19 protein-coding genes are annotated in these 18,551 nt (G+C 62.4%); 9 read left to right on the forward strand and 10 right to left on the reverse strand.

The features are described 5' to 3' along the window. Nucleotides 1-14: 14 nt before the first annotated feature. From D6Z43_RS13225 to D6Z43_RS13245, 5 genes are read left to right on the forward strand one after another with little or no spacing between them, the layout of a single operon-like run. Entirely contained in the window at nt 15-821 is an 807-nt protein-coding gene (locus tag D6Z43_RS13225; protein WP_120652647.1) for an alkaline phosphatase family protein, read from the forward strand. Next, nucleotides 818-1,660 carry an ABC transporter permease subunit gene (locus D6Z43_RS13230; RefSeq protein ID WP_120652648.1) on the forward strand — a complete coding sequence of 281 codons (843 nt, stop codon included), beginning with the start codon at nt 818-820 and terminating at the stop codon, nt 1,658-1,660. Before D6Z43_RS13225 ends, D6Z43_RS13230 begins: the two co-directional genes overlap by 4 nt. After that, nucleotides 1,647-2,444 carry an ABC transporter permease gene (locus D6Z43_RS13235; RefSeq protein ID WP_120652649.1) on the forward strand — a complete coding sequence of 266 codons (798 nt, stop codon included), beginning with the start codon at nt 1,647-1,649 and terminating at the stop codon, nt 2,442-2,444. The genes D6Z43_RS13230 and D6Z43_RS13235 overlap by 14 nt, the downstream gene beginning before the upstream one ends. Then, nucleotides 2,441-3,430, forward strand: a complete 990-nt coding sequence (locus tag D6Z43_RS13240) for an ABC transporter ATP-binding protein (protein ID WP_120652650.1) — start codon at nt 2,441-2,443, stop codon at nt 3,428-3,430. Before D6Z43_RS13235 ends, D6Z43_RS13240 begins: the two co-directional genes overlap by 4 nt. Then, nucleotides 3,430-4,083, forward strand: coding sequence for an HAD family phosphatase (locus D6Z43_RS13245; RefSeq protein ID WP_120652651.1), 654 nt, complete (start codon nt 3,430-3,432; stop codon nt 4,081-4,083). Before D6Z43_RS13240 ends, D6Z43_RS13245 begins: the two co-directional genes overlap by 1 nt. Nucleotides 4,084-4,315: 232 nt before the next feature. Here D6Z43_RS13245 and D6Z43_RS13250 read toward each other — a convergent pair whose 3' ends face one another. Beyond that, on the reverse strand, nt 4,316-5,647 hold the full coding sequence (locus D6Z43_RS13250) for an OprD family porin (RefSeq protein WP_120652652.1): 1,332 nt from the start codon (nt 5,645-5,647) through the stop codon (nt 4,316-4,318). A 254-nt stretch (nt 5,648-5,901) separates the two neighbouring features. Between D6Z43_RS13250 and modA the strand changes: the two genes are divergently transcribed. Then, nucleotides 5,902-6,654: a molybdate ABC transporter substrate-binding protein gene (modA, locus tag D6Z43_RS13255; protein ID WP_120652653.1), complete on the forward strand. Its 753-nt coding sequence runs from the start codon at nt 5,902-5,904 to the stop codon at nt 6,652-6,654. A gap of 73 nt (nt 6,655-6,727) precedes the next feature. Here the strand turns inward: modA and D6Z43_RS13260 are convergent, their stop codons facing one another. The 4 genes from D6Z43_RS13260 to D6Z43_RS13275 form a co-directional block, all read right to left on the reverse strand. Further along, nucleotides 6,728-7,267: a hypothetical protein gene (locus D6Z43_RS13260; protein ID WP_120652654.1), complete on the reverse strand. Its 540-nt coding sequence runs from the start codon at nt 7,265-7,267 to the stop codon at nt 6,728-6,730. 119 nt (nt 7,268-7,386) lie between these two features. Next, nucleotides 7,387-8,943 (reverse strand): alkyl hydroperoxide reductase subunit F, encoded by a 1,557-nt coding sequence (gene ahpF / locus D6Z43_RS13265; protein WP_120652655.1) that lies wholly within the window; start codon nt 8,941-8,943, stop codon nt 7,387-7,389. 256 nt (nt 8,944-9,199) lie between these two features. Further along, nucleotides 9,200-9,763 (reverse strand): alkyl hydroperoxide reductase subunit C, encoded by a 564-nt coding sequence (gene ahpC, locus D6Z43_RS13270; protein ID WP_069082528.1) that lies wholly within the window; start codon nt 9,761-9,763, stop codon nt 9,200-9,202. Nucleotides 9,764-9,919: 156 nt separating this feature from the next. Further along, nucleotides 9,920-10,885 carry an NAD(P)H-quinone oxidoreductase gene (locus D6Z43_RS13275; RefSeq protein ID WP_120652656.1) on the reverse strand — a complete coding sequence of 322 codons (966 nt, stop codon included), beginning with the start codon at nt 10,883-10,885 and terminating at the stop codon, nt 9,920-9,922. 126 nt (nt 10,886-11,011) lie between these two features. Between D6Z43_RS13275 and D6Z43_RS13280 the strand changes: the two genes are divergently transcribed. Both D6Z43_RS13280 and D6Z43_RS13285 read left to right on the forward strand, forming a co-directional pair. Continuing rightward, nucleotides 11,012-13,093: a carboxy terminal-processing peptidase gene (locus D6Z43_RS13280; RefSeq protein ID WP_120655257.1), complete on the forward strand. Its 2,082-nt coding sequence runs from the start codon at nt 11,012-11,014 to the stop codon at nt 13,091-13,093. 83 nt (nt 13,094-13,176) lie between these two features. Then, nucleotides 13,177-14,949 (forward strand): bifunctional diguanylate cyclase/phosphodiesterase, encoded by a 1,773-nt coding sequence (locus D6Z43_RS13285; protein WP_120652657.1) that lies wholly within the window; start codon nt 13,177-13,179, stop codon nt 14,947-14,949. Nucleotide 14,950: 1 nt separating this feature from the next. Here the strand turns inward: D6Z43_RS13285 and D6Z43_RS13290 are convergent, their stop codons facing one another. From D6Z43_RS13290 to D6Z43_RS13300, 3 genes are read right to left on the reverse strand one after another with little or no spacing between them, the layout of a single operon-like run. Further along, nucleotides 14,951-15,418 (reverse strand): tetratricopeptide repeat protein, encoded by a 468-nt coding sequence (locus D6Z43_RS13290; RefSeq protein WP_120652658.1) that lies wholly within the window; start codon nt 15,416-15,418, stop codon nt 14,951-14,953. Further along, entirely contained in the window at nt 15,418-15,783 is a 366-nt protein-coding gene (locus tag D6Z43_RS13295) for a hypothetical protein (protein ID WP_153918869.1), read from the reverse strand. Before D6Z43_RS13295 ends, D6Z43_RS13290 begins: the two co-directional genes overlap by 1 nt. After that, nucleotides 15,780-16,094 carry a helix-turn-helix domain-containing protein gene (locus tag D6Z43_RS13300; RefSeq protein WP_120652660.1) on the reverse strand — a complete coding sequence of 105 codons (315 nt, stop codon included), beginning with the start codon at nt 16,092-16,094 and terminating at the stop codon, nt 15,780-15,782. The genes D6Z43_RS13295 and D6Z43_RS13300 overlap by 4 nt, the downstream gene beginning before the upstream one ends. 223 nt (nt 16,095-16,317) lie before the next feature. On the opposite strand from D6Z43_RS13300, the gene D6Z43_RS13305 reads away from it, so the two are divergent. Further along, nucleotides 16,318-16,977 (forward strand): ABC transporter substrate-binding protein, encoded by a 660-nt coding sequence (locus tag D6Z43_RS13305; protein ID WP_256661005.1) that lies wholly within the window; start codon nt 16,318-16,320, stop codon nt 16,975-16,977. On the opposite strand, the gene D6Z43_RS13310 is transcribed toward D6Z43_RS13305, so the two are convergent. Both D6Z43_RS13310 and D6Z43_RS13315 read right to left on the reverse strand, forming a co-directional pair. Continuing rightward, complete coding sequence (locus D6Z43_RS13310) at nt 16,965-17,399, reverse strand: YkvA family protein (RefSeq protein ID WP_120652662.1); 435 nt, start codon at nt 17,397-17,399, stop codon at nt 16,965-16,967. The two genes, D6Z43_RS13305 and D6Z43_RS13310, sit on opposite strands and share 13 nt — an antisense overlap. 372 nt (nt 17,400-17,771) lie before the next feature. Then, nucleotides 17,772-18,482: an FKBP-type peptidyl-prolyl cis-trans isomerase gene (locus D6Z43_RS13315; protein ID WP_120652663.1), complete on the reverse strand. Its 711-nt coding sequence runs from the start codon at nt 18,480-18,482 to the stop codon at nt 17,772-17,774. Nucleotides 18,483-18,551 lie beyond the last annotated feature (69 nt).

Consider the following 18,551-nt stretch of genomic DNA (forward strand, 5'->3'; position numbering starts at 1 on the left):
CAGAGGCAAGTCGAATGAAGAACAAAGTCATCCTCGTCCTGCTGGATGGCCTGAACTACGAGGTGGCCCGGCATGCGCTGGGTCACCTTCAGGCCTGGTGCGTCGCCGGCAAGGCGGTGCTCTACAAGCTCCAGTGCGAGCTACCGGCACTGTCCCGCCCGCTCTACGAATGCATCCTTACCGGCGTTCCACCGATCGAGAGCGGCATCGTCCATAACGATGTCATGCGTCTGTCGAAGGAGCGCAGCATCTTTCACTACGCCAGCGCCGCCGGATTGAGCACTGCCGCCGCCGCGTACCACTGGGTCAGCGAGCTGTACAACAATTCGCCCTTCAATGCCGCCCGCGACCGCCACACAGAAGCGCCGCAGCTGCCGATCCAGAACGGCCACTTCTATTACGCGGATCATTACCCGGATTCGCACCTGTTCGCCGACGCGGAAAGCCTGCGCCAGCGCCACAACCCGGATTTCCTCCTGGTGCACCCGATGAATGTCGACGACGCCGGCCACAAGCACGGCCTGGACTCGCCGCAGTACCGCAACAGCGCGCGGGTCGCCGACATCCTGCTGGCCGAGTACCTGCAACGCTGGCTGGACGCCGGCTACCAGGTGCTGGTAACCGCCGACCACGGCATGAACAACGACCGCTCCCACAACGGCCTGCTCCCCGAAGAGCGCGAAGTTCCGCTGTTCGTGCTGGGCGATGCCTTCAGCCTGGACGCCACGGCGCAGCCGAAACAGACCGAACTGTGCGGCACCGTTTGCGAGCTGCTGGGCGCATCCCACGACAAGCCGGTCTGCCGGGAGCTGCTGAAGTGAATTCAACCAACCGGGGCAAATGGCTGGCACTGCTCTGCCTGCTGCCCTTCGCCCTGTTCTTCATCCTGTTTCAGATCGCGCCGCTGGCCTGGGTTGCTATCCACAGCCTGAACACACCGGAAGGCTGGGGCCTGGCCAACTACGCCAAGGTGTTCAGCTCCAAGTTCTACCTGCAGGCCATCAAGCACAGCCTGCAGATCGCGTTCTGGTCGAGCCTGTTCGGCATCGTAATCGCGGTGATCGGCAGCTATTCGCTGCGCAAGGTGGATTCGAAGCTGCGCGACTTCGTCATGGCCTTCTCCAACATGACCAGCAACTTCGCCGGCGTGCCACTGGCCTTCGCCTTCATCATCCTGCTCGGCTTCAACGGCGCGCTGACTATCCTGCTCAAGCAGTCAGGGGTGATCGAGGACTTCAACCTCTATTCCAAGGCCGGCCTGATCGTGCTCTACACCTACTTCCAGATTCCCCTCGGCGTGCTCCTGCTCTATCCAGCCTTCGACGCCCTGCGCGAGGACTGGCGCGAGTCGGCCGCCCTGCTGGGCGCCAGCCCCTGGCAGTTCTGGCGACACATCGGCCTGCCAGTGCTGACGCCCGCACTGCTGGGCACCTTCGTCATCCTGCTGGCCAATGCCCTGGGCGCCTACGCCACCGTCTATGCCCTGACCACTGGCAACTTCAACGTGCTGACCATCCGCATCGCGGCCATGGTCGCTGGCGATATCGCGCTCAACCCCAATCTGGCCAGCGCCCTGGCGATGGTGCTGGTGGGCCTGATGGCCCTGATCACCGTGGTCCATCAGTGGCTGTTGAAGAGGAGCTACCATGTCGCGCGCTGAACTCCGCAACGGCGGCCTCTACCATCGTGCGGTGGTCTGGATACTGTTCCTGATTCTGTTGCTACCGTTGGCCGGCACCTTGCTCTACTCGCTCTCCACCAGCTGGTCGGCGACGATCCTGCCGGACGGGCTGACGCTCAAGTGGTACCTGGCATTGTGGAGCGACGCCCGGTTCCTCACCGCCTTCGGTCAGTCGCTGCTGGTGTGCTTCGGAGCCCTGGCGCTGTCGGTGGTGCTGATCCTGCCGCTGCTGTTCGTGGTGCATTACCACTTCCCACGGCTCGACGGGCTGATGAACATACTCATCCTGCTGCCATTCGCGGTTCCGCCGGTGGTGTCCTCGGTGGGGCTGTTGCAGATCTATGGTTCCGGTCCACTGGCCATGGTCGGCACGCCCTGGATCCTGATCGGCTGTTTCTTCACCATCGCCCTGCCCTTCATGTACCGCGCCATCACCAACAACTTGCAGGCGATCAACCTGCGCGACCTGATGGACGCAGCCCAACTGCTCGGCGCCAGCACCTGGAAGGCCGCCTTCCTGGTGGTGCTGCCCAACCTGCGCAAGGGCCTGATGGTGTCGCTGTTCCTGTCGTTCTCCTTCCTCTTCGGCGAGTTCGTCTTCGCCAACCTGCTGGTGGGAACCCGCTACGAGACCCTCCAGGTCTACCTGAACAACATGCGCAACAGCAGTGGCCACTTCAACAGCGCCCTGGTGATCTCCTACTTCTTCTTCGTGCTGCTGTTCACCTGGGCAGCCAACCGTCTGAACAAGGACAACGCATGAGTTTTCTTTCCATCCGTGGCCTGCACAAGAACTACGGCCAGACCGTCATCTTCAGCGACATCCATTGCGAAATCGGCAAGGGCGAATTCGTGACCCTGCTCGGCCCCTCTGGCTGCGGCAAATCCACTCTGTTGCGCTGCATCGCCGGCCTGACCGAAGTGAATGGCGGGCAGATCCTGCTGGACGGCCAGGACCTGGTGCCCGTGTCACCCCAGAAGCGCGGTATCGGCATGGTGTTCCAGAGCTACGCGCTGTTTCCCAATATGACCGTACAGCAGAACGTCGCCTTCGGCCTGCGCATGCAAAAAGTCAGCGCTGCCGACAGCAAGCAACGAGTCGACGAAGTGCTGGCCATGGTTGAGCTGTCGGACTTCACCACGCGCTACCCCCACCAGCTCTCCGGCGGCCAGTGCCAACGCGTGGCCCTGGCACGCTCGCTGGTTACCCGCCCGCGACTGCTGCTGCTGGACGAGCCGCTGTCGGCGCTGGACGCGCGCATCCGCAAGCACCTGCGCGAACAGATCCGCGCCATCCAGCAGGAGCTGGGATTGACCACCATCTTCGTCACCCACGACCAGGAAGAAGCCCTGACCCTGTCGGACCGCATCTTCCTGATGAACGCTGGACGCATCGTCCAGAGCGGCGATGCGGAAACCCTCTACACCGCGCCGGTGGACGCCTTCGCCGCCGGCTTCATCGGCAACTACAACCTGCTCGACGCCGATGCCGCCAGCCGCCTGCTGCAACGTACGTTCAACAGCCGCATCGCCATTCGTCCGGAGGCCATCGCCTTGAGCCGTGAAGGCGGCATCGAGGCCGAAGTGCGCAGCCACAGCCTGCTGGGCAATGTAGTGCGATATCGCGTCGAGGCACGCGGCGTGGAACTGGTGGTGGACGTACTCAACCGCTCCGCCGAAGATCTGCACCGCAAAGGCCAACGCATCGGCCTTCGAATAGACGATCACGCAATCCGGGAGGTGGCCTGATGGCCCTGGCAATCTTCGACCTTGACGACACCCTGATAGACGGCGACTGCGCCAGCCTGTGGAGCGCCCACATGGCCGAACTGGGTTGGGTCGATGGGGAATCCTTCGTCCGCAAGGACCATGAACTCATGGCGCTGTATGCCGAGGGAAAACTGGCCATGGAGGACTACATGGCCTTCAGCCTGTCGCCCCTGGTGGGCCGCACCGCTGAGGAAGTGGAGTTCGTGGTCGGTCCCTTCGTCGAGGATGTGGTCGAGCCCCTGATCCACTCTGATGCCATGCGCTGCCTGGCCCGGCACCGTGCCGCTGGTGATCGCATCCTGATCATTTCCGCCTCGGCGCATTTTCTGGTCAGCGCCATCGCCGAACGCCTGGGCGTGGAAGAAGTCCTGGCCATCGACCTGGAGGAACAACACGACTGCTACAGCGGCCGCACCCGCGGCGTGCTCACCTACCGTGAAGGCAAGGTGACCCGGCTCAATGCCTGGCTGGAAGAACAGGGCGAAAACCTGGAAGGCGCCTACTTCTATTCCGATTCGCGCAACGATCTGCCGCTGCTCTCGCTGGTAGCCAACCCTCATACGGTCAACCCCGACGCGGCTTTGCGCACCCACGCCGAGCAAGCCGGCTGGCCGATTCTGGACTGGCGCTGACCGTGCGTGGGGGCGAATTCATTTTCCAAGGACCGCGCAGAAGCCCCGTAGGTTGGCCCGAGCCTGCAAGGCCCAACACAACGAAGCTCCGGGCGGGCCTTATTTGCCTCCCCCCAACCCTCTCCCGCAAACGGGAGAGGGAGTCGTCCGTGCTGAGGCCTGACATGGGAACCATCCCTGTAGGAGCGAATTCATTCGCGATTGAAATTGCTCCCACAGGCCCCAGGGCGCTTTACAGCAAGGTCAGGGTGTAGCTCAGGATCAGCCGGTTCTCGTCCTGGTCGCGGGCTGCGTCGCTGCGCAGTGCGGCGTTGCGCCAGGACACGCCGAGCCCCTTCAGCGGACCGTCCTGCAGCACGTAGTCGAGGCGGAAGTCGCGCTCCCACTCGCCCTGGTCGCTGCCCTGGGTCTCGATGTTGCTGCCCTTCAGGTAGGTGCCCACCGCCTTCAGCCCCGGCACGCCGAGCTTGGCGAAGTCGTAGCCGTATTCGGCCACCCAGGTGCGCTCGCCGGCGCTGAGGAACTTGCCGATCTGGCGGTCGGTGATCAGGTAGGCGGTGGCGCCATCCCCCTGGTTGAGGAAGGGGAAGGCACTGTCGCCGGAGACCTGCTGGTAGCCCAGGCTGGCCGCGTGGCCGCCGAGGGTGTAGGTGAACAGCGCGCTCCAGGTGCGGTTGTCCACTTCATAGCGGTCCGGGTCGTTGGCCGCCCAGTTGCCCGAGCTGCGGAAGCCTTCGCGGCGGCCGGCCACGCTGGCGTTCTTGCCGTCGGAATCGCTGTAGAAGTAGCGCAGGTCGGACTTCAGCGCGCCCACCGGCAGCGCCCAGTTGTGGGTCAGGCCGAGGAAGTGCTGGTTGTAGAAGTCTTCCAGGTTGCCGTAGTAGTACTGCGCGAGCAGGTTGTCGCTGACCTTGTAGTCGCCCCCGGCGAAGTAGAACTTGTTGACGAACTGGCCGCTGCGGGCGTTGTTCGCGCCGGCGATCGACAGGCCACGGGCGTCGCTGGAGTTACGCCCCTTGGCGTGTTCCAGCTGGCCACCGACCAGGGTCAGGCCGGCGATCTCGCTGGAGGTCACCTGGCCACCCTCGAAGGTCTGCGGCAGCAGGCGGCCGTCGTTGTAGGTCACCACCGGCAGCTTCGGCAGCAGGGTGCCGATGCGCGCTTCGGTCTTGGAAATGCGCACCTTGCCGGTCACGCCGAGGCTGCCGAAATCGTCCTTGGCGCGGCCGTCGTTGTCGGTCGGGAACACGGTGCCGCCGTAGCTGGCGCTGGTCGGGTTGTAGTGGCGGCCCTTGCCGGAATCCAGCTTCACGCCCAACAGGCCGAGGGCATCGACGCCAACCCCGACGGTGCCTTCGGTGTAGCCGGAGGCGTAGTTGAAGAGGAAGCCCTGGCCCCACTCTTCCTGCTTGGACGGCGCGTCGGCGAACTGGCGGTTGTCCGAGTTGATGTAGAAGTTGCGCAGGGTCAGGCTGGCCTTGCTGTCTTCGATGAAACCGCCAGCGGCGGCCTGCTGGGCCAGCACGCCGAGGGCGACGGCCAGGGCGAAATGAGAGCGTTTCATTGCTGTACTCCGATGCATTGGGTCTTGAAGTCCTCCCGAAACCAATCGCACATCGCTGTATTATTTTGTATATAGCGCTAGGCGAACATCATCGACCTGATCAAAAGGTCACCGAAGCAGATTGGCGGGCGGTGCAGATCAAACAGAAACTTGACTTTGAAGTCAACCAATCCCAACAATGCGTCGCAATCGCTATATAGATATATACATAACGCTAAAACAAGAACCTCAGCACTTCACCAAGGAGTCGTCTCATGAGTCATCACCTTTCCCGCGCCGCCGCCGCGCTCGTAGCTTTCGCCTTGGGCAGCGCGTCGGCCGCGGAAGTCCAAGTGGCTGTCGCCGCCAACTTCACCGCGCCGATCCAGGCCATTGCCAAGGACTTCGAGAAAGATACCGGCCACAAACTGGTCGCCGCCTCCGGTGCCACCGGCCAGCTCTTTACCCAGATCAAGAATGGCGCCCCCTTCGAGGTCTTTCTTTCGGCCGACGACACCACTCCGGCCAAGCTGGAAAAAGAAGGCGATTCGGTGCCTGGCTCACGCTTCACGTACGCCATCGGCACCCTGGTGCTTTGGTCGGCGCAGGACGGCTATGTGGACGCCAAGGGCGATGTGCTGAAGAGCGGCCAGTACAAACACCTGTCCATCGCCAATCCGAAGACTGCACCTTACGGCCTGGCGGCCACCCAGGTGCTGGACAAGCTGGGCCTGGCCTCTGAAGTCAAACCCAAGCTGGTGGAAGGCCAGAACATCACCCAGGCCCTGCAGTTCGTTTCCAGCGGGAATGCCGAGCTGGGCTTCGTCGCCCTGTCCCAGGTGTACAAGGACGGCAAGATCACCAGCGGCTCCGCCTGGATCGTGCCGGCCGACATGCATGAGCCGATCAAGCAGGACGCACTGATCCTGAAGAAGGGCGAAGCCAATCCGGCCGCCAAGGCACTGGTGGACTACCTGAGGGGGCCAAAGGCTGCGGAAGTGATCAAGTCTTACGGCTATCAGCTGTAACGACGGCACGGGGTGACGCTCCCTCACCCCCGGCCCCTCTCCTGGAGCGAAAGGGGCGCCCGTCGGCGACGACTCAGTCGTCGCCCTCCTCCATCGCGGCCTTGAGGGCCTCGTACGCCGGGGCGGCGTAAATACCGACGTCCACGGCCAGTTGCACGACCTTCTCCAGATCGTTCTTGTAGACCAGTACGCACTGCAGTTCGTCATCCAGCGGCTCGCTGAAATCCACCAGCACGTAGCCACCCTTTTCCGGGTAGAGACTGCCCATCTGAACCTGGATACGGTTGAGGGCCTTGAGTGGCTCGACCTTCACCAGTTGCTTGGGCTTGAGCACGAAATTCACGCTCGGACCGAAAGAATCCACCACCTGCTGGAACAACTGGTCGTAGCTGTCTGCCTGGAACAGCACGGTATCCGGTAGGCTGCCCACCACCACCCACTCGCCGAGGGGGATGGGGAAGCTGTCGTCGTAGTTGATATCGGGGTTGGCGGCGAGGAAGGCGTCCGCATCGGCGTAAGCCTGGGTCGCCTCAGAGGCGACGCGTTCGATCTCATCCTCGGCCATGCAGCCGGAGCTGATCGCCGCGATCAATTCGATAAGTTGCTGTTTCACGAGAAGAGCCCTGCCGCTTGAGGAACGAAAGCGCGAAGGATACAGGGAAGCCACACGGACATAAAAAAGCGGAGGACCCTTTCGGGCCTCCGCCATATCAGCACACCACGCTGAGTAAATCAGGTCGTACGGATCAGGTGATCGAAGGCCCCCAGCGACGCCTTGGCGCCCTCACCCACGGCGATCACGATCTGCTTGTACGGAACGGTTGTCACATCGCCCGCAGCGAACACGCCGGGGATATTGGTCAGCCCCTTGGCGTCGACGATGATCTCGCCGCGCGGGGACAGCTCCACAACACCCTTCAGCCACTCGCTGTTGGGCAGCAGGCCAATCTGCACGAAGATGCCTTCCAGTTCCAGGGTGCGCAGCTCGTCAGTGGTGCGGTCCTTGTAGACCAGGCCATTGACCTTCTGGCCGTCGCCTTTCACTTCAGTGGTCAGCGCGCTCTTGATGACGTTGACGTTGGGCAAGCTGGCCAGCTTCTTCTGCAGCACGGCGTCAGCACGCAGCTTGTCGTCGAATTCGATCAAGGTGACCTGGGCAACAAGGCCGGCCAGGTCGATAGCAGCTTCCACGCCGGAGTTGCCTCCACCGATCACCGCCACACGCTTGCCCTTGAACAACGGGCCGTCGCAGTGCGGGCAGTAGGCCACGCCACGGCCGCGGTATTCCTGCTCACCGGGCACGTTCATTTCGCGCCAGCGGGCGCCGGTGGAGAGGATCACGGTTTTCGCCTTCAGCGACGCACCGCTCTCGAACTTGACTTCATGCAGCTCGCCCTCAGCCTTGGCCGGGACCAGCGCACTGGCGCGCTGCAAGTTCATGATGTCGACGTCGTATTGCTTGACGTGCTCTTCCAGGGCGCGGGCCAGTTTCGGGCCTTCGGTCTCCTGAACGGAGATGAAGTTCTCGATGGCCATGGTGTCCAGCACCTGGCCACCGAAGCGCTCGGCGGCAACGCCGGTGCGGATGCCTTTGCGCGCCGCGTAGATGGCTGCGGAAGCACCAGCAGGGCCACCGCCGATCACCAGCACGTCGAAAGGCGCCTTGGCATTCAGTTTCTCGGCATCGCGAGCGGCGGCGCCGGTGTCGATCTTGGCGAGGATTTCTTCCACGCCCATGCGGCCCTGGCCGAACAGTTCGCCGTTCAGGTAGATGCTGGGCACAGACATGATCTGGCGCTGCTCGACTTCATCCTGGAACAGTGCGCCGTCGATGGCGACGTGGCGGATGTTCGGGTTGAGCACGGCCATCAGGTTCAGCGCCTGCACCACGTCGGGGCAGTTCTGGCAGGACAGCGAGAAATAGGTTTCGAAAGTGAACTCACCTTCGATCGACTTGATCTGCTCGATCACGTCGGTGCCGAGCTTGGACGGGTGACCGCCCACTTGCAGCAAGGCCAGCACCAGCGAGGTGAACTCGTGGCCCATGGGAATGCCGGCGAAGCGCAGGGAGATGTCCGCGCCAGGGCGATTCAGGGAGAACGACGGACGACGGGCGTCGCTACCATCGGTCTTCAGGGTGATCTTGTCGGTCAGGCCGACGATGTCTTGCAGCAGCCCGAGCAATTCGCGGGATTTGTCGCCGTCATCGAGGGACGCGACGATCTCGAACGGCTGGGTGACCTTTTCGAGGTAGGCCTTCAACTGGGTTTTAAGATTGGCGTCCAACATGTGCGAATTCCTTTATTGCGGGCATGAGTCACCCCTCGGCGGCCGTCGCCAGCCGCCCGAAACGGGATGAGGGGTGATGCAGACGGATGGCCAGGCCATCCGCCGAAGCAAGAAGCGAAATGGGATGGAACACGTCGCGAGCGACGGCAGTGCAAGGCGAAATCAGGCGAGGGCGCGGAGTTTACGAGCTGTAAATGAGCAGCCCGAGCCTGATTTCAACGCAGCAATGCCTAGCGCAGCAGCGTTCCGCCCATTCTTAGATCTTGCCTACGAGGTCGAGGGAAGGAGCCAGAGTGGCTTCGCCTTCTTTCCACTTGGCCGGGCAGACTTCGCCCGGGTGAGCGGCAACGTACTGGGCAGCCTTGACCTTGCGCAGCAGCTCCTGGGCGTCACGGCCGATACCGCCAGCGTTGACTTCAACGATCTGGATCTTGCCTTCCGGGTCGATCACGAAGGTGCCACGGTCAGCCAGGCCTGCTTCTTCGATCAGTACTTCGAAGTTCTTGGACAGAACCCAGGTGGGGTCGCCAACAAGCGGGTACTGGATCTTGCCGATGGTGTCGGAAGTGTCGTGCCAGGCCTTGTGGGTGAAGTGGGTGTCGGTGGACACGCCGTAGATTTCCACGCCCAGCTTCTGGAACTCGGCGTAGTTGTCAGCCAGGTCGCCCAGCTCGGTCGGGCAGACGAAGGTGAAGTCGGCCGGGTAGAAGAAGAATACGGACCACTTGCCCTTCAGGTTGGCTTCGGTCAGTTCGACGAACTTGCCGTGGTGGTAGGCGGTGGCTTTGAACGGTTTGACTTCGGTGTTGATCAGAGACATCGCAACGTCCTCGTTGGGTTAGAAATTTACCCGACAAAGACTATTGGGCTATTCCAAAAAGAGCATATTGAATGACCCCATCAGAACGATTGATTACCTCAATGCAACTCCTCGACGCCCCGGACCACGGGGGCTTGAGCGTCGAGGAAAGGGACGTCAAACCAGGCTTTCGTCCAGCACAAGCACTAGTTTTCCTTCCACTTGGTTGCTCGCCAGGGCTTCGAAAGCCGCCTCGGCGTCCTTGGCAGGGAAGGCTCGTTCCAGTCTCGGTTGCAGGCGGCCCTCCTCGAACAGCGGCCATACGTGCTGGCGCAATTCGCTGATGAGATCGGCCTTGAACTGCTCGTCGCGGCTGCGCAGGGTGGACCCGATCAGTTGCACGCGCTTACCCAGCAGCAGAGCCATGTCGAGCTCGGCCTTGCGTCCGCCCATCAGGCCGATGTTCACCCAGCGGCCATCGGTGGCAGCCAGGGCGAGGTTGAGACTGGCATAGTTGCCCCCCACCGGATCGAGGATCACGTCGAAGGGCGCGAAGTCACGCAGGCTTTCCAGAGCTTCGCCACGCAGCGCACCGCCCTGGGCCCCAAGGGATTCGCAATAGGCCAGGCGCTCGGCCGACCCCACACTGACCCAGCAGGGATTGCCGAAAGCCTTGCACAGCTGGATGGAGGCGGAGCCGACGCCGCTTGCGCCAGCATGCAGCAGCACCTTTTCGCCCGGCCTGAGAGCGGCCAGCTGGAACAGGTTGAGCCAGGCGGTCGCATAGACTTCGGGCAACGCGGCGGCTTCGGCCAGGGATAGCCCCTCTGGCGCCGGCAGCACATGGCGCGCATCCACCACGACTTCCTCGGCCATGCCCCCCCCGGCGAGCAGGCAGCAGACACGGTCACCTACCTGCCAGGCACCACTGCCCGGGCCCACTTCGGCGATCACCCCGGAGGCTTCCAGTCCCAGGATATCGCTGGCCCCTGGCGGCGGCGGATATAGTCCCGCACGTTGTAACAGGTCGGCTCGGTTCAGACCGGCGGCGGCCACACGAATCCGCACTTGCCCCACATCACAGGCCGGGCTGGCCCGCTCCCCCCACTCCACGCGCCCTTCGACGCCTTGCAATGCCTTCACGGTGCCTCCATAGTGAGCTTGGACCTGGCCCGGCGACCTGCTGGGCCTTCGCGTTGCGCCAATGGAACCCGGCGCCCTCAAATACGGCCTAATATGCGTTATCACCTGTCCCGACGTCGAATCAGCATGAAGCGCTCCCTGATCAGTTCTGCCCTTACCTTGGCCCTCAGCGTCAGCGTCCTGCCGTTGCATGCCGCCCCTACCGCCCCGAACAGTTGGGACTCCATTCAACCCGACCGTGAACAGGTGATCGCCAGCCTCAATGTGGTGGAGCTGCTCAAGCGTCATCACTACAACAAGCCGCCGCTCAACGACGAGCGCTCGGTGAAGATCTACGAGGGCTACCTCAAGCTGCTCGACCCGGCACGGATGTATTTCACCGCCGGCGATATCGCCGAGTTCGACAAATGGCGCACGCGTTTCGACGACCTGCTGAAAAGCGGCGACCTGGAGCCGGGCTTCATCATCTACAAACGTCATCTGGACCGACTCAAGGAGCGCCTGGACTTCGCCCTGGCGCTGCTGGACAAGGGCGTCGACAAGATCGACTTCAATGTCGACGAAAGCCTGGAGATCGATCGCGAGAAGGCGCCCTGGGCCAAGGACCGCGCCGCCCTCGACGACCTCTGGCGCAAGCGCGTGAAAGATGAAGTGCTGCGCCTGAAGATCGCCAAGAAGGAACCCAAGGCCATCCAGGAGTTGCTGGTCAAACGCTACAAGAACCAGCTCTCCCGCCTCGAGCAGACCCGTGGCGAGGATGTGTTCCAGGCCTACATCAATGCCTTTGCCCAGACATACGACCCGCACACCCAGTACCTCTCCCCGGACAACGCGGAGAACTTCGACATCAACATGAGCCTGTCCCTCGAGGGCATCGGCGCCGTGCTGCAAAGCGACAACGAGTACGTGAAGGTGGTGCGCCTGGTCCCGGCGGGTCCGGCCGAGAAGAGCAAGCAGGTAGCACCGGCGGACAAGATCGTCGGCGTCGCGCAGGGCAATGGCGAAATGGTCGACGTGATCGGCTGGCGCCTGGACGAAGTGGTCAAGCTGATCCGTGGCCCGAAAGGCTCTGTGGTTCGCCTGGAAGTGATCCCGGCCAGCAACGCGCCAAACGACCAGACCAGCAAGATCGTCGCCATCACCCGCGAAGCGGTGAAGCTCGAAGAACAGGCTGCGAAGAAATCCGTACTCAACCTCGAGCATGAAGGCAGCAAGTTCAAGCTCGGCGTGATCGAGGTACCGGCCTTCTACCTGGACTTCAAGGCGTTCCGCGCTGGCGACCCCGAGTACAAGAGCACCACCCGCGACGTGAAGAAACTCCTCGGCGAATTGCAGAAGGAAAAAGTCGACGGCGTGGTCATCGACCTGCGCAACAACGGCGGCGGCTCCTTGCAGGAAGCCACCGAGCTGACCGGCCTGTTCATCGACCAGGGCCCGACCGTATTGGTGCGAAATAGCGACGGCCGCGTCGACGTGCTGGCCGACGAGAACACCGGCGCCTACTACACCGGCCCGATGGCCGTACTGGTCAACCGCCTGTCCGCGTCGGCTTCGGAGATTTTCGCCGGCGCCATGCAGGACTATCACCGCGCGTTGATCATCGGTGGCCAGACCTTCGGAAAAGGCACCGTGCAGACCATCCAGCCGTTGAACCACGGCGAGCTGAAGCTGACCCTGGCCAAGTTCTACCGCGTCTCCGGCCAGAGCACCCAGCACCAGGGCGTGCTGCCGGACATCGAGTACCCCTCGGTTGTGGATACCAAGCAGATCGGTGAAAGCGCCCTGCCAGAGGCCATGCCCTGGGACAGCATCCGTCCGGCCATCAAGCCTGAACTGGACCCGTTCAAGCCGTTCCTGGCTGAGCTGAAGTCTCGCCACGATGCGCGCACCGCGCAGGATCCGGACTTCGTCTACAGCCGTGAGCGCCTGGCGCTGGCCCAGAAACTGCTGAAGGAGACTGAGGTCAGCCTCAATGAGACCAAGCGTCGCGCCCAGCAGTCCGACATTGAAGCCAAGCAGTTGGCGATGGAAAACACCCGTCGTAAGGCCAAGGGCGAGGAACTCTTGAAGGAACTCAAGCCGGAAGACGAAGACGCCGCACCGGTAGAAGAGGAAAAGACCAAGCCGGAAGACGACGCCTACCTGACTGAAACCGGGCAGATCCTGCTGGACTATCTGGGTCTGAACGCAGCTGTGGCGAAACATTGAAATGATGTCATAAGGCCGTCACACAACTGTCGTGAAATCCGGGGGCCGCAATTGCGGCCCCTTTCTTTTTCACGAGTAACAGCATGACCGTCACCGAGCAGTTGAGCGCACTGGGCCTGATCCTCGCTCACGGCGACTTGCACAGCCTGTTTCAGCCGATTCTGTCGCTGTCGGAGCGACGCATCCTCGGCTACGAGGCGCTGACCCGCGGCCCCTCCAACAGCCCTTTGCACTCCCCCATGACCCTGTTCGCGGTGGCGCGCCACGCCGGACGTCTGAGCGAACTTGAAATGGCCTGCCGCAAGACTGCGTGCCACCGTTTCAAGGACCTCAAGCTCGATGGCCTGCTGTTCCTCAACGTGTCTCCGGAGTCCCTGCTGGACCCGGCGCACCAGCCAGGCCGCACCTTGAAGATGCTGCAAGCCTTCGGTATCCCTCCGAGCCAGGTGGTGATCGAACTGACGGAGCAAACTCCGACCGAAGACTTCAACCTGCTCGATACCGCCCTGCACCATTACCGCGCCATGGGCTTCTCCATCGCCCTCGACGATCTGGGTGCAGGCTATTCCAGCCTCCGCCTCTGGTCCGAACTGCGCCCGGACTATGTGAAGATCGACCGCCACTTCATCGACGGTATCCACCAGGACGCGGTGAAGCGAGAGTTCGTCGAGTCTATCCTGAAGATGGCAAAAGCCTCGCGGGCCCAGGTCATCGCCGAAGGTATCGAACTGCCGGAAGAGCTCGCGGTGCTTGCGGAAATGGGGGTCGACCTGGTCCAGGGCTACCTGCTTGGACGCCCCCAGGAACGTCCCTCGCGAGACGCCCGCGCGTTGTTGCCGACAATGGAATCGCTCAGCAGCATGAACGAGGAGAACCGCGACCTCTGCGCACTACTCAACGAACAGCTGGCGGTACATGAGGACACGCCCATCCACGAGGTGCTGGAAACGTTCCGGGCCCAGGCCAACCTCAACTCGCTGGCTGTGCTGGACGCCCATCAGCGCCCGGTTGGCATCGTGCATCGTCATCTGCTCTCCGAAGCCCTGCTGCGTCCTTTCGCTACTGACCTGTTCACCCGGAAATCGGTGAATCGACTGATGAGCGCAGACTTCCTCGCCGTGGAGATGGGGCAGTCGCTGCAACAGGTCAGCCGCCTTATCACCAGCCGTGCGCGGCAACGTATCGAAGAGGACTTCATCATCATTCTCGACGGTCGCTACCGGGGCCTCGGACGGGTGATCGACGTGCTCAAGCTGATTACCGAACTGAAGATCCAGCAAGCCCGCCATGCCAATCCACTGACCCTGCTACCGGGCAACGTGCCCATCCAGCAATGCCTGACACGCCTGCTGCAACAACGCCGTCAGGCGGTGGTTTGCTACGTCGACATCGACAGCTTCAAGCCCTTCAACGACCTCTATGGCTACGCCAAGGGCGACGAGGTGCTGCTGTGCCTGGCCCAGTGCCTGAGCGAGCGCGTGGACCCGGCACGGGACTTCGTCGGTCATATCGGCGGTGACGATTTCATGCTGGTACTGGGATCGGACGATTGGCGCATGCGGCTCAACCATCTGCTGGAAGACTTCCAGGGTCAGTGTCGGCGCTTCTACCGCAACGATCATCTGGAGGCGGGCTGCTTCGTTGCCCACAATCGCCACGGCCAGCGCGAGGAGTATCCGCTGCTGTCGCTGTCCATCGGTGTAGTAACACTCAAGGCCGAAGACTGCGTGCGGCTTGATGCCTCGCAACTGGCGGGGCTCGCCTCGGAGGCCAAACGCCACGCCAAGACAATGCCAGGCTACAGCTTGCACATCATCGAAGCGGTTTCATCAGGGGCGGAGTCAATCCCCCAATGAGTCAGAGACCGAGCTCACCTGCGCGCTGCTCAGCGCGCCTGGCCGAATCGCCATCGGGCTCCAGGCCCGGGCCGCCGTCGCGGTAAAGGTCGACCAGCTTTCGCGCCGCCAGTGGATGACCGGCATCGGCCGCCAGCTTCCACCAGCGTGCAGCTTCCGCGGCATCCGGAGCCTGGCGGGCATCGCCGGCCAGACTCAGCACACCGAGCTGATAGGCGGACTTGCCATCTCCGGCCTGAGCTGCCAGACGGAGCAGGCGAATACCCTCTTCCCGCGCGCCGAAGCCATGTCCCCGGTGCAGCAGGAGATGGCCGTAAAAGCTCTGTGCAGGAACATCGCCCAAAGCAGCCATGCGCGCGAACTGGCCTTGCATCCACTGCCAGGCACGCGGATGGGCCACCAGCTTGGGGAAGCGCATGAGCCGGCGTGCCACCAGGTAGCCGAGCCGAGCCCGCAGCTTCCAGAGCATCACTGCTCCTCGGGGTAGGTGAACTCGAACACCCGTGCCACTTCAGCCGCATGCCAGGACGCGGCAGCGGTGCCATCCGGTGGACCGGCGAAGCGGCCAAGGCGTTCCACACACTCGAAGAAGCCGGTACGCGGCAGGCGGCTGGCGCCCTGGCTGATCACCAGGGAGCTACGCAACGGGCGCTCGGCGCGTGCATCGAGGGCGGCCAGGTGTTCGAGGGCCGCGGTGAGAGTCTGCATCGCCGGGGACGGCAATTGCAGGCGCTCGATCAACGCGCGGTAGGTCAGCAGGTGACGCTGGCGGCGAGCATCTTCCAGTTCATCCAACAAGGCTTGCCAGTGCTGGCGGCTGATTCGCAGACTCAAGATCCGGACTCCCAGCCGGATACGCCGAGGACACGCGCCAGACTACGCTTAATGGCTTCGTCGGGCTCGCGTTCGCCGCTTTCGATCAGCCCGAGGTAGTGAGGGCTGATCCCCACGGTGCGGGCCAATTGCTCCAGACTCTGGCCTTGCGCTTCGCGCAGCGACTTCAGTTGTCCGAGCGCAACCTTGGCTTGTTCGGTGACCGACTCCGTAGTGGCCTGGCCGGCGGCGCGCAGCAGCGCCTGGTATTCGGACCAGGGCAGTACCGCGTACTCCGCCTGGCCGTCACGCATGATCACTTGCACACTCATTGAAGCTCCCCGTGGAACGCAGTGCCGACTGCTTCAGCACCTCCATGCAGGCGGCCATATTATCAGGCCGAGGGCCCGCAGAGGGTGAACTATACTGCGTCCACCTGGCGGGGGAAGGCTCGTGACGCGGCATTTTCTTATAGTTCTCTGGATACTTGTCAGCCTCTGGCCCGGACTATCACTGGGCGAGGAGTTGCGCTGGGGTTTTGGCCCGGCCGATGGCATGCCCTACGCACAGGTAAGCGACCATGCCCTGCTCGGCGGTTTCATCCGTCATCTGGGCGAACGCATCGCCGAAGACCTGTCCATAAAAGTCAGCTTCATCGAAACGCCGAACAAGCGCATCGAGGAATCCCTGAAGAACGGGCGCATCCACCTGATCTGCAATTCGAATCCGGAATGGATGGTGGACGCAGCTGCGTATCACTGGTCGCCATCGCTGTTCGAAGAGGAAGACGCCCTCCTTCAGCATCGTGATAGCCCGCGCATCGCCAGCCTTGCCGACCTCAAGGGCAAGGTACTGGGTACCAGCCTGGGCTTCGCCTACAGCATGCCGCTGATGGAAGCCTTCGCGAACAACGACGTGGAACGCAAGGACGTGCGCGATCTCGACACCCGCCTGAACTTGCTAAGCCACAAGCGACTGGACGCCATCATCGATATGCGCCGCGCCCTTGCCTATGAACTGGCCGTGCGACCCGACGCCCCGCTGGTATTCAGTCCCTGGGTAGTGGAACGCTACCGGCTGCACTGCGCCTATGGCCGTCAGCTGCCGATACCGGCCGAACAACTGGACGCCGCCCTGCAACGCCTGAGGGACAGTGGTGAAATCGAATCATTGCTACAGGGCGAGCAACAGCGCGCGGGACTTCAGGATCGCTGAGAATCCGGCGCCGGCAACTGTTCCAGGGCTGCTCGTACAGCCGGCGTCTGTCCATCGCGCCACGCACGGAAGGCATCCAGTTCGCCACCCCAGGTTTTCAGGACCCACGCCAGCACCGCCAGATCGTCGACAAAGCCCATGCCTACCAGCCAATCCGGCAGCGCATCGAGCGGCGTGACGAAGTAAATCAAGGCTCCCACCACGGCGAGAAACGCCTTGGGGTTGATCTGCCGGTACTCACCGCGCAGCCAGGCATTGGCGAGGGACAGTAACAGTCGCAGGTCATCCTTCACCGCACCAAGCCGGCCGCTCTGGCTCGAGCTCTTGCGCGATACCGCCAGCAGCAGTGACGGCAATCGCCCACCGGCGAGGAAACGCTGCGCCAGGGTCAGGTAACGCTGGAAATTCCAGGGTGCTTTCACGGCTACTCCTCGGCAGAAGCCTGGCCTAGAGGGCTTGGCGCGGTTATCCACGAAATCTGTGGATAACCTTGTTAACAGTTTTCCACATTACAGGGAAAAGGCCCATGTCATGCGGCTCCGCGACAGATCGGGCAAATTTTGCCCACTACCAAAAGGCCAGGAAAATCAATCATTTGACCAGACGGTCTGCAATGCGACTGCAAGTCGCACCGAGCACAATCGTGGTTACCCGGTCATGTGCATAACCGTAACACCTTTTCGACGCTCTACTCCCGATGTGACTGAAAAGTCGACTTCAGGCTCAGATGAGACTGGCGCTGGAAACGAAAACGCCCCGTCGAGACGGGGCGTTCACGCGAAGGCAACTGCCGCTTATTGCTTGTCGGCGGCCGCCGGATCCTTGATGCCGAGCAGTTCCAGGTCGAACACCAGAACCGAGTTGGCCGGAATGGCCGGGCTCGGGCTCTGCTCGCCATAGGCCAGCTCGCTGGGGATGAAGAGTTTGACCTTCTCACCCACGTGCATCAGTTGCAGACCTTCGACCCAACCCGGGATCACGCCATTGACCGGCAGGTCGATGGGGCTGCCACGCTGGACGGAGCTGTCGAAGACGGTACCGTCAGTCAGCTTGCCTTCGTAGTGAACGGTCACCACGTCAGTCGCCTTGGGCTGGGCACCCTCGGCCTTCTTGACGATCTCGTACTGCAGGCCGGAAGCGGTGGTCACAACACCTTCGCGCTTGCCGTTGTCTTCGAGGAATTTCTTGCCGGCTTTTGCGTTCTCGGCATTCAGCGCGGTCATGCGCTCTTCGGCACGCTTCTGCAGGAAGGCGAAGGCTTCAACCAGCTCTTCGTCCTTCAGGCGCTGCTCTTTCTTGCCGATGGCATCTTCGATGCCCTGGGCGACAGCCTTGGGATCGAGGTCGTCCATACCTTCCTGGGCGAGGCTCTTGCCCATGTTCAGGCCAATACCGTAGGAGGCTTTCTGGGCCGGAGTCTTGAGTTCAACGCTGGTCTGCGAATCGCAGCCCGCGAGAACCAGGCCCACCAGGGCCACAGCGGCCGCCAACCGATGTTGTTTCATGCTGAATCCTTGTCTGTCGCCATGATGGCAATACGATGGAGCGGCGAGCTTAGCAGGCCGCCGCGAGAG

Origin of the sequence: Pseudomonas sp. DY-1, assembly GCF_003626975.1 — a bacterium.
Classification (GTDB): domain Bacteria; phylum Pseudomonadota; class Gammaproteobacteria; order Pseudomonadales; family Pseudomonadaceae; genus Metapseudomonas.

Coding starts and splice junctions, on each gene's coding strand:
- D6Z43_RS13225 (WP_120652647.1), top strand. CDS start 15: ATGAAGAACAAAGTCATCCTCGTCCTGCTGGATGGCCTGAACTACGAG.
- D6Z43_RS13235 (WP_120652649.1), top strand. CDS start 1,647: ATGTCGCGCGCTGAACTCCGCAACGGCGGCCTCTACCATCGTGCGGTG.
- D6Z43_RS13240 (WP_120652650.1), top strand. CDS start 2,441: ATGAGTTTTCTTTCCATCCGTGGCCTGCACAAGAACTACGGCCAGACC.
- D6Z43_RS13245 (WP_120652651.1), top strand. CDS start 3,430: ATGGCCCTGGCAATCTTCGACCTTGACGACACCCTGATAGACGGCGAC.
- D6Z43_RS13250 (WP_120652652.1), bottom strand. CDS start 5,647: ATGAAACGCTCTCATTTCGCCCTGGCCGTCGCCCTCGGCGTGCTGGCC.
- modA (WP_120652653.1), top strand. CDS start 5,902: ATGAGTCATCACCTTTCCCGCGCCGCCGCCGCGCTCGTAGCTTTCGCC.
- ahpF (WP_120652655.1), bottom strand. CDS start 8,943: ATGTTGGACGCCAATCTTAAAACCCAGTTGAAGGCCTACCTCGAAAAG.
- ahpC (WP_069082528.1), bottom strand. CDS start 9,763: ATGTCTCTGATCAACACCGAAGTCAAACCGTTCAAAGCCACCGCCTAC.
- D6Z43_RS13280 (WP_120655257.1), top strand. CDS start 11,012: ATGAAGCGCTCCCTGATCAGTTCTGCCCTTACCTTGGCCCTCAGCGTC.
- D6Z43_RS13285 (WP_120652657.1), top strand. CDS start 13,177: ATGACCGTCACCGAGCAGTTGAGCGCACTGGGCCTGATCCTCGCTCAC.
- D6Z43_RS13290 (WP_120652658.1), bottom strand. CDS start 15,418: ATGCTCTGGAAGCTGCGGGCTCGGCTCGGCTACCTGGTGGCACGCCGG.
- D6Z43_RS13300 (WP_120652660.1), bottom strand. CDS start 16,094: ATGAGTGTGCAAGTGATCATGCGTGACGGCCAGGCGGAGTACGCGGTA.
- D6Z43_RS13305 (WP_256661005.1), top strand. CDS start 16,318: ATGCCCTACGCACAGGTAAGCGACCATGCCCTGCTCGGCGGTTTCATC.
- D6Z43_RS13315 (WP_120652663.1), bottom strand. CDS start 18,482: ATGAAACAACATCGGTTGGCGGCCGCTGTGGCCCTGGTGGGCCTGGTT.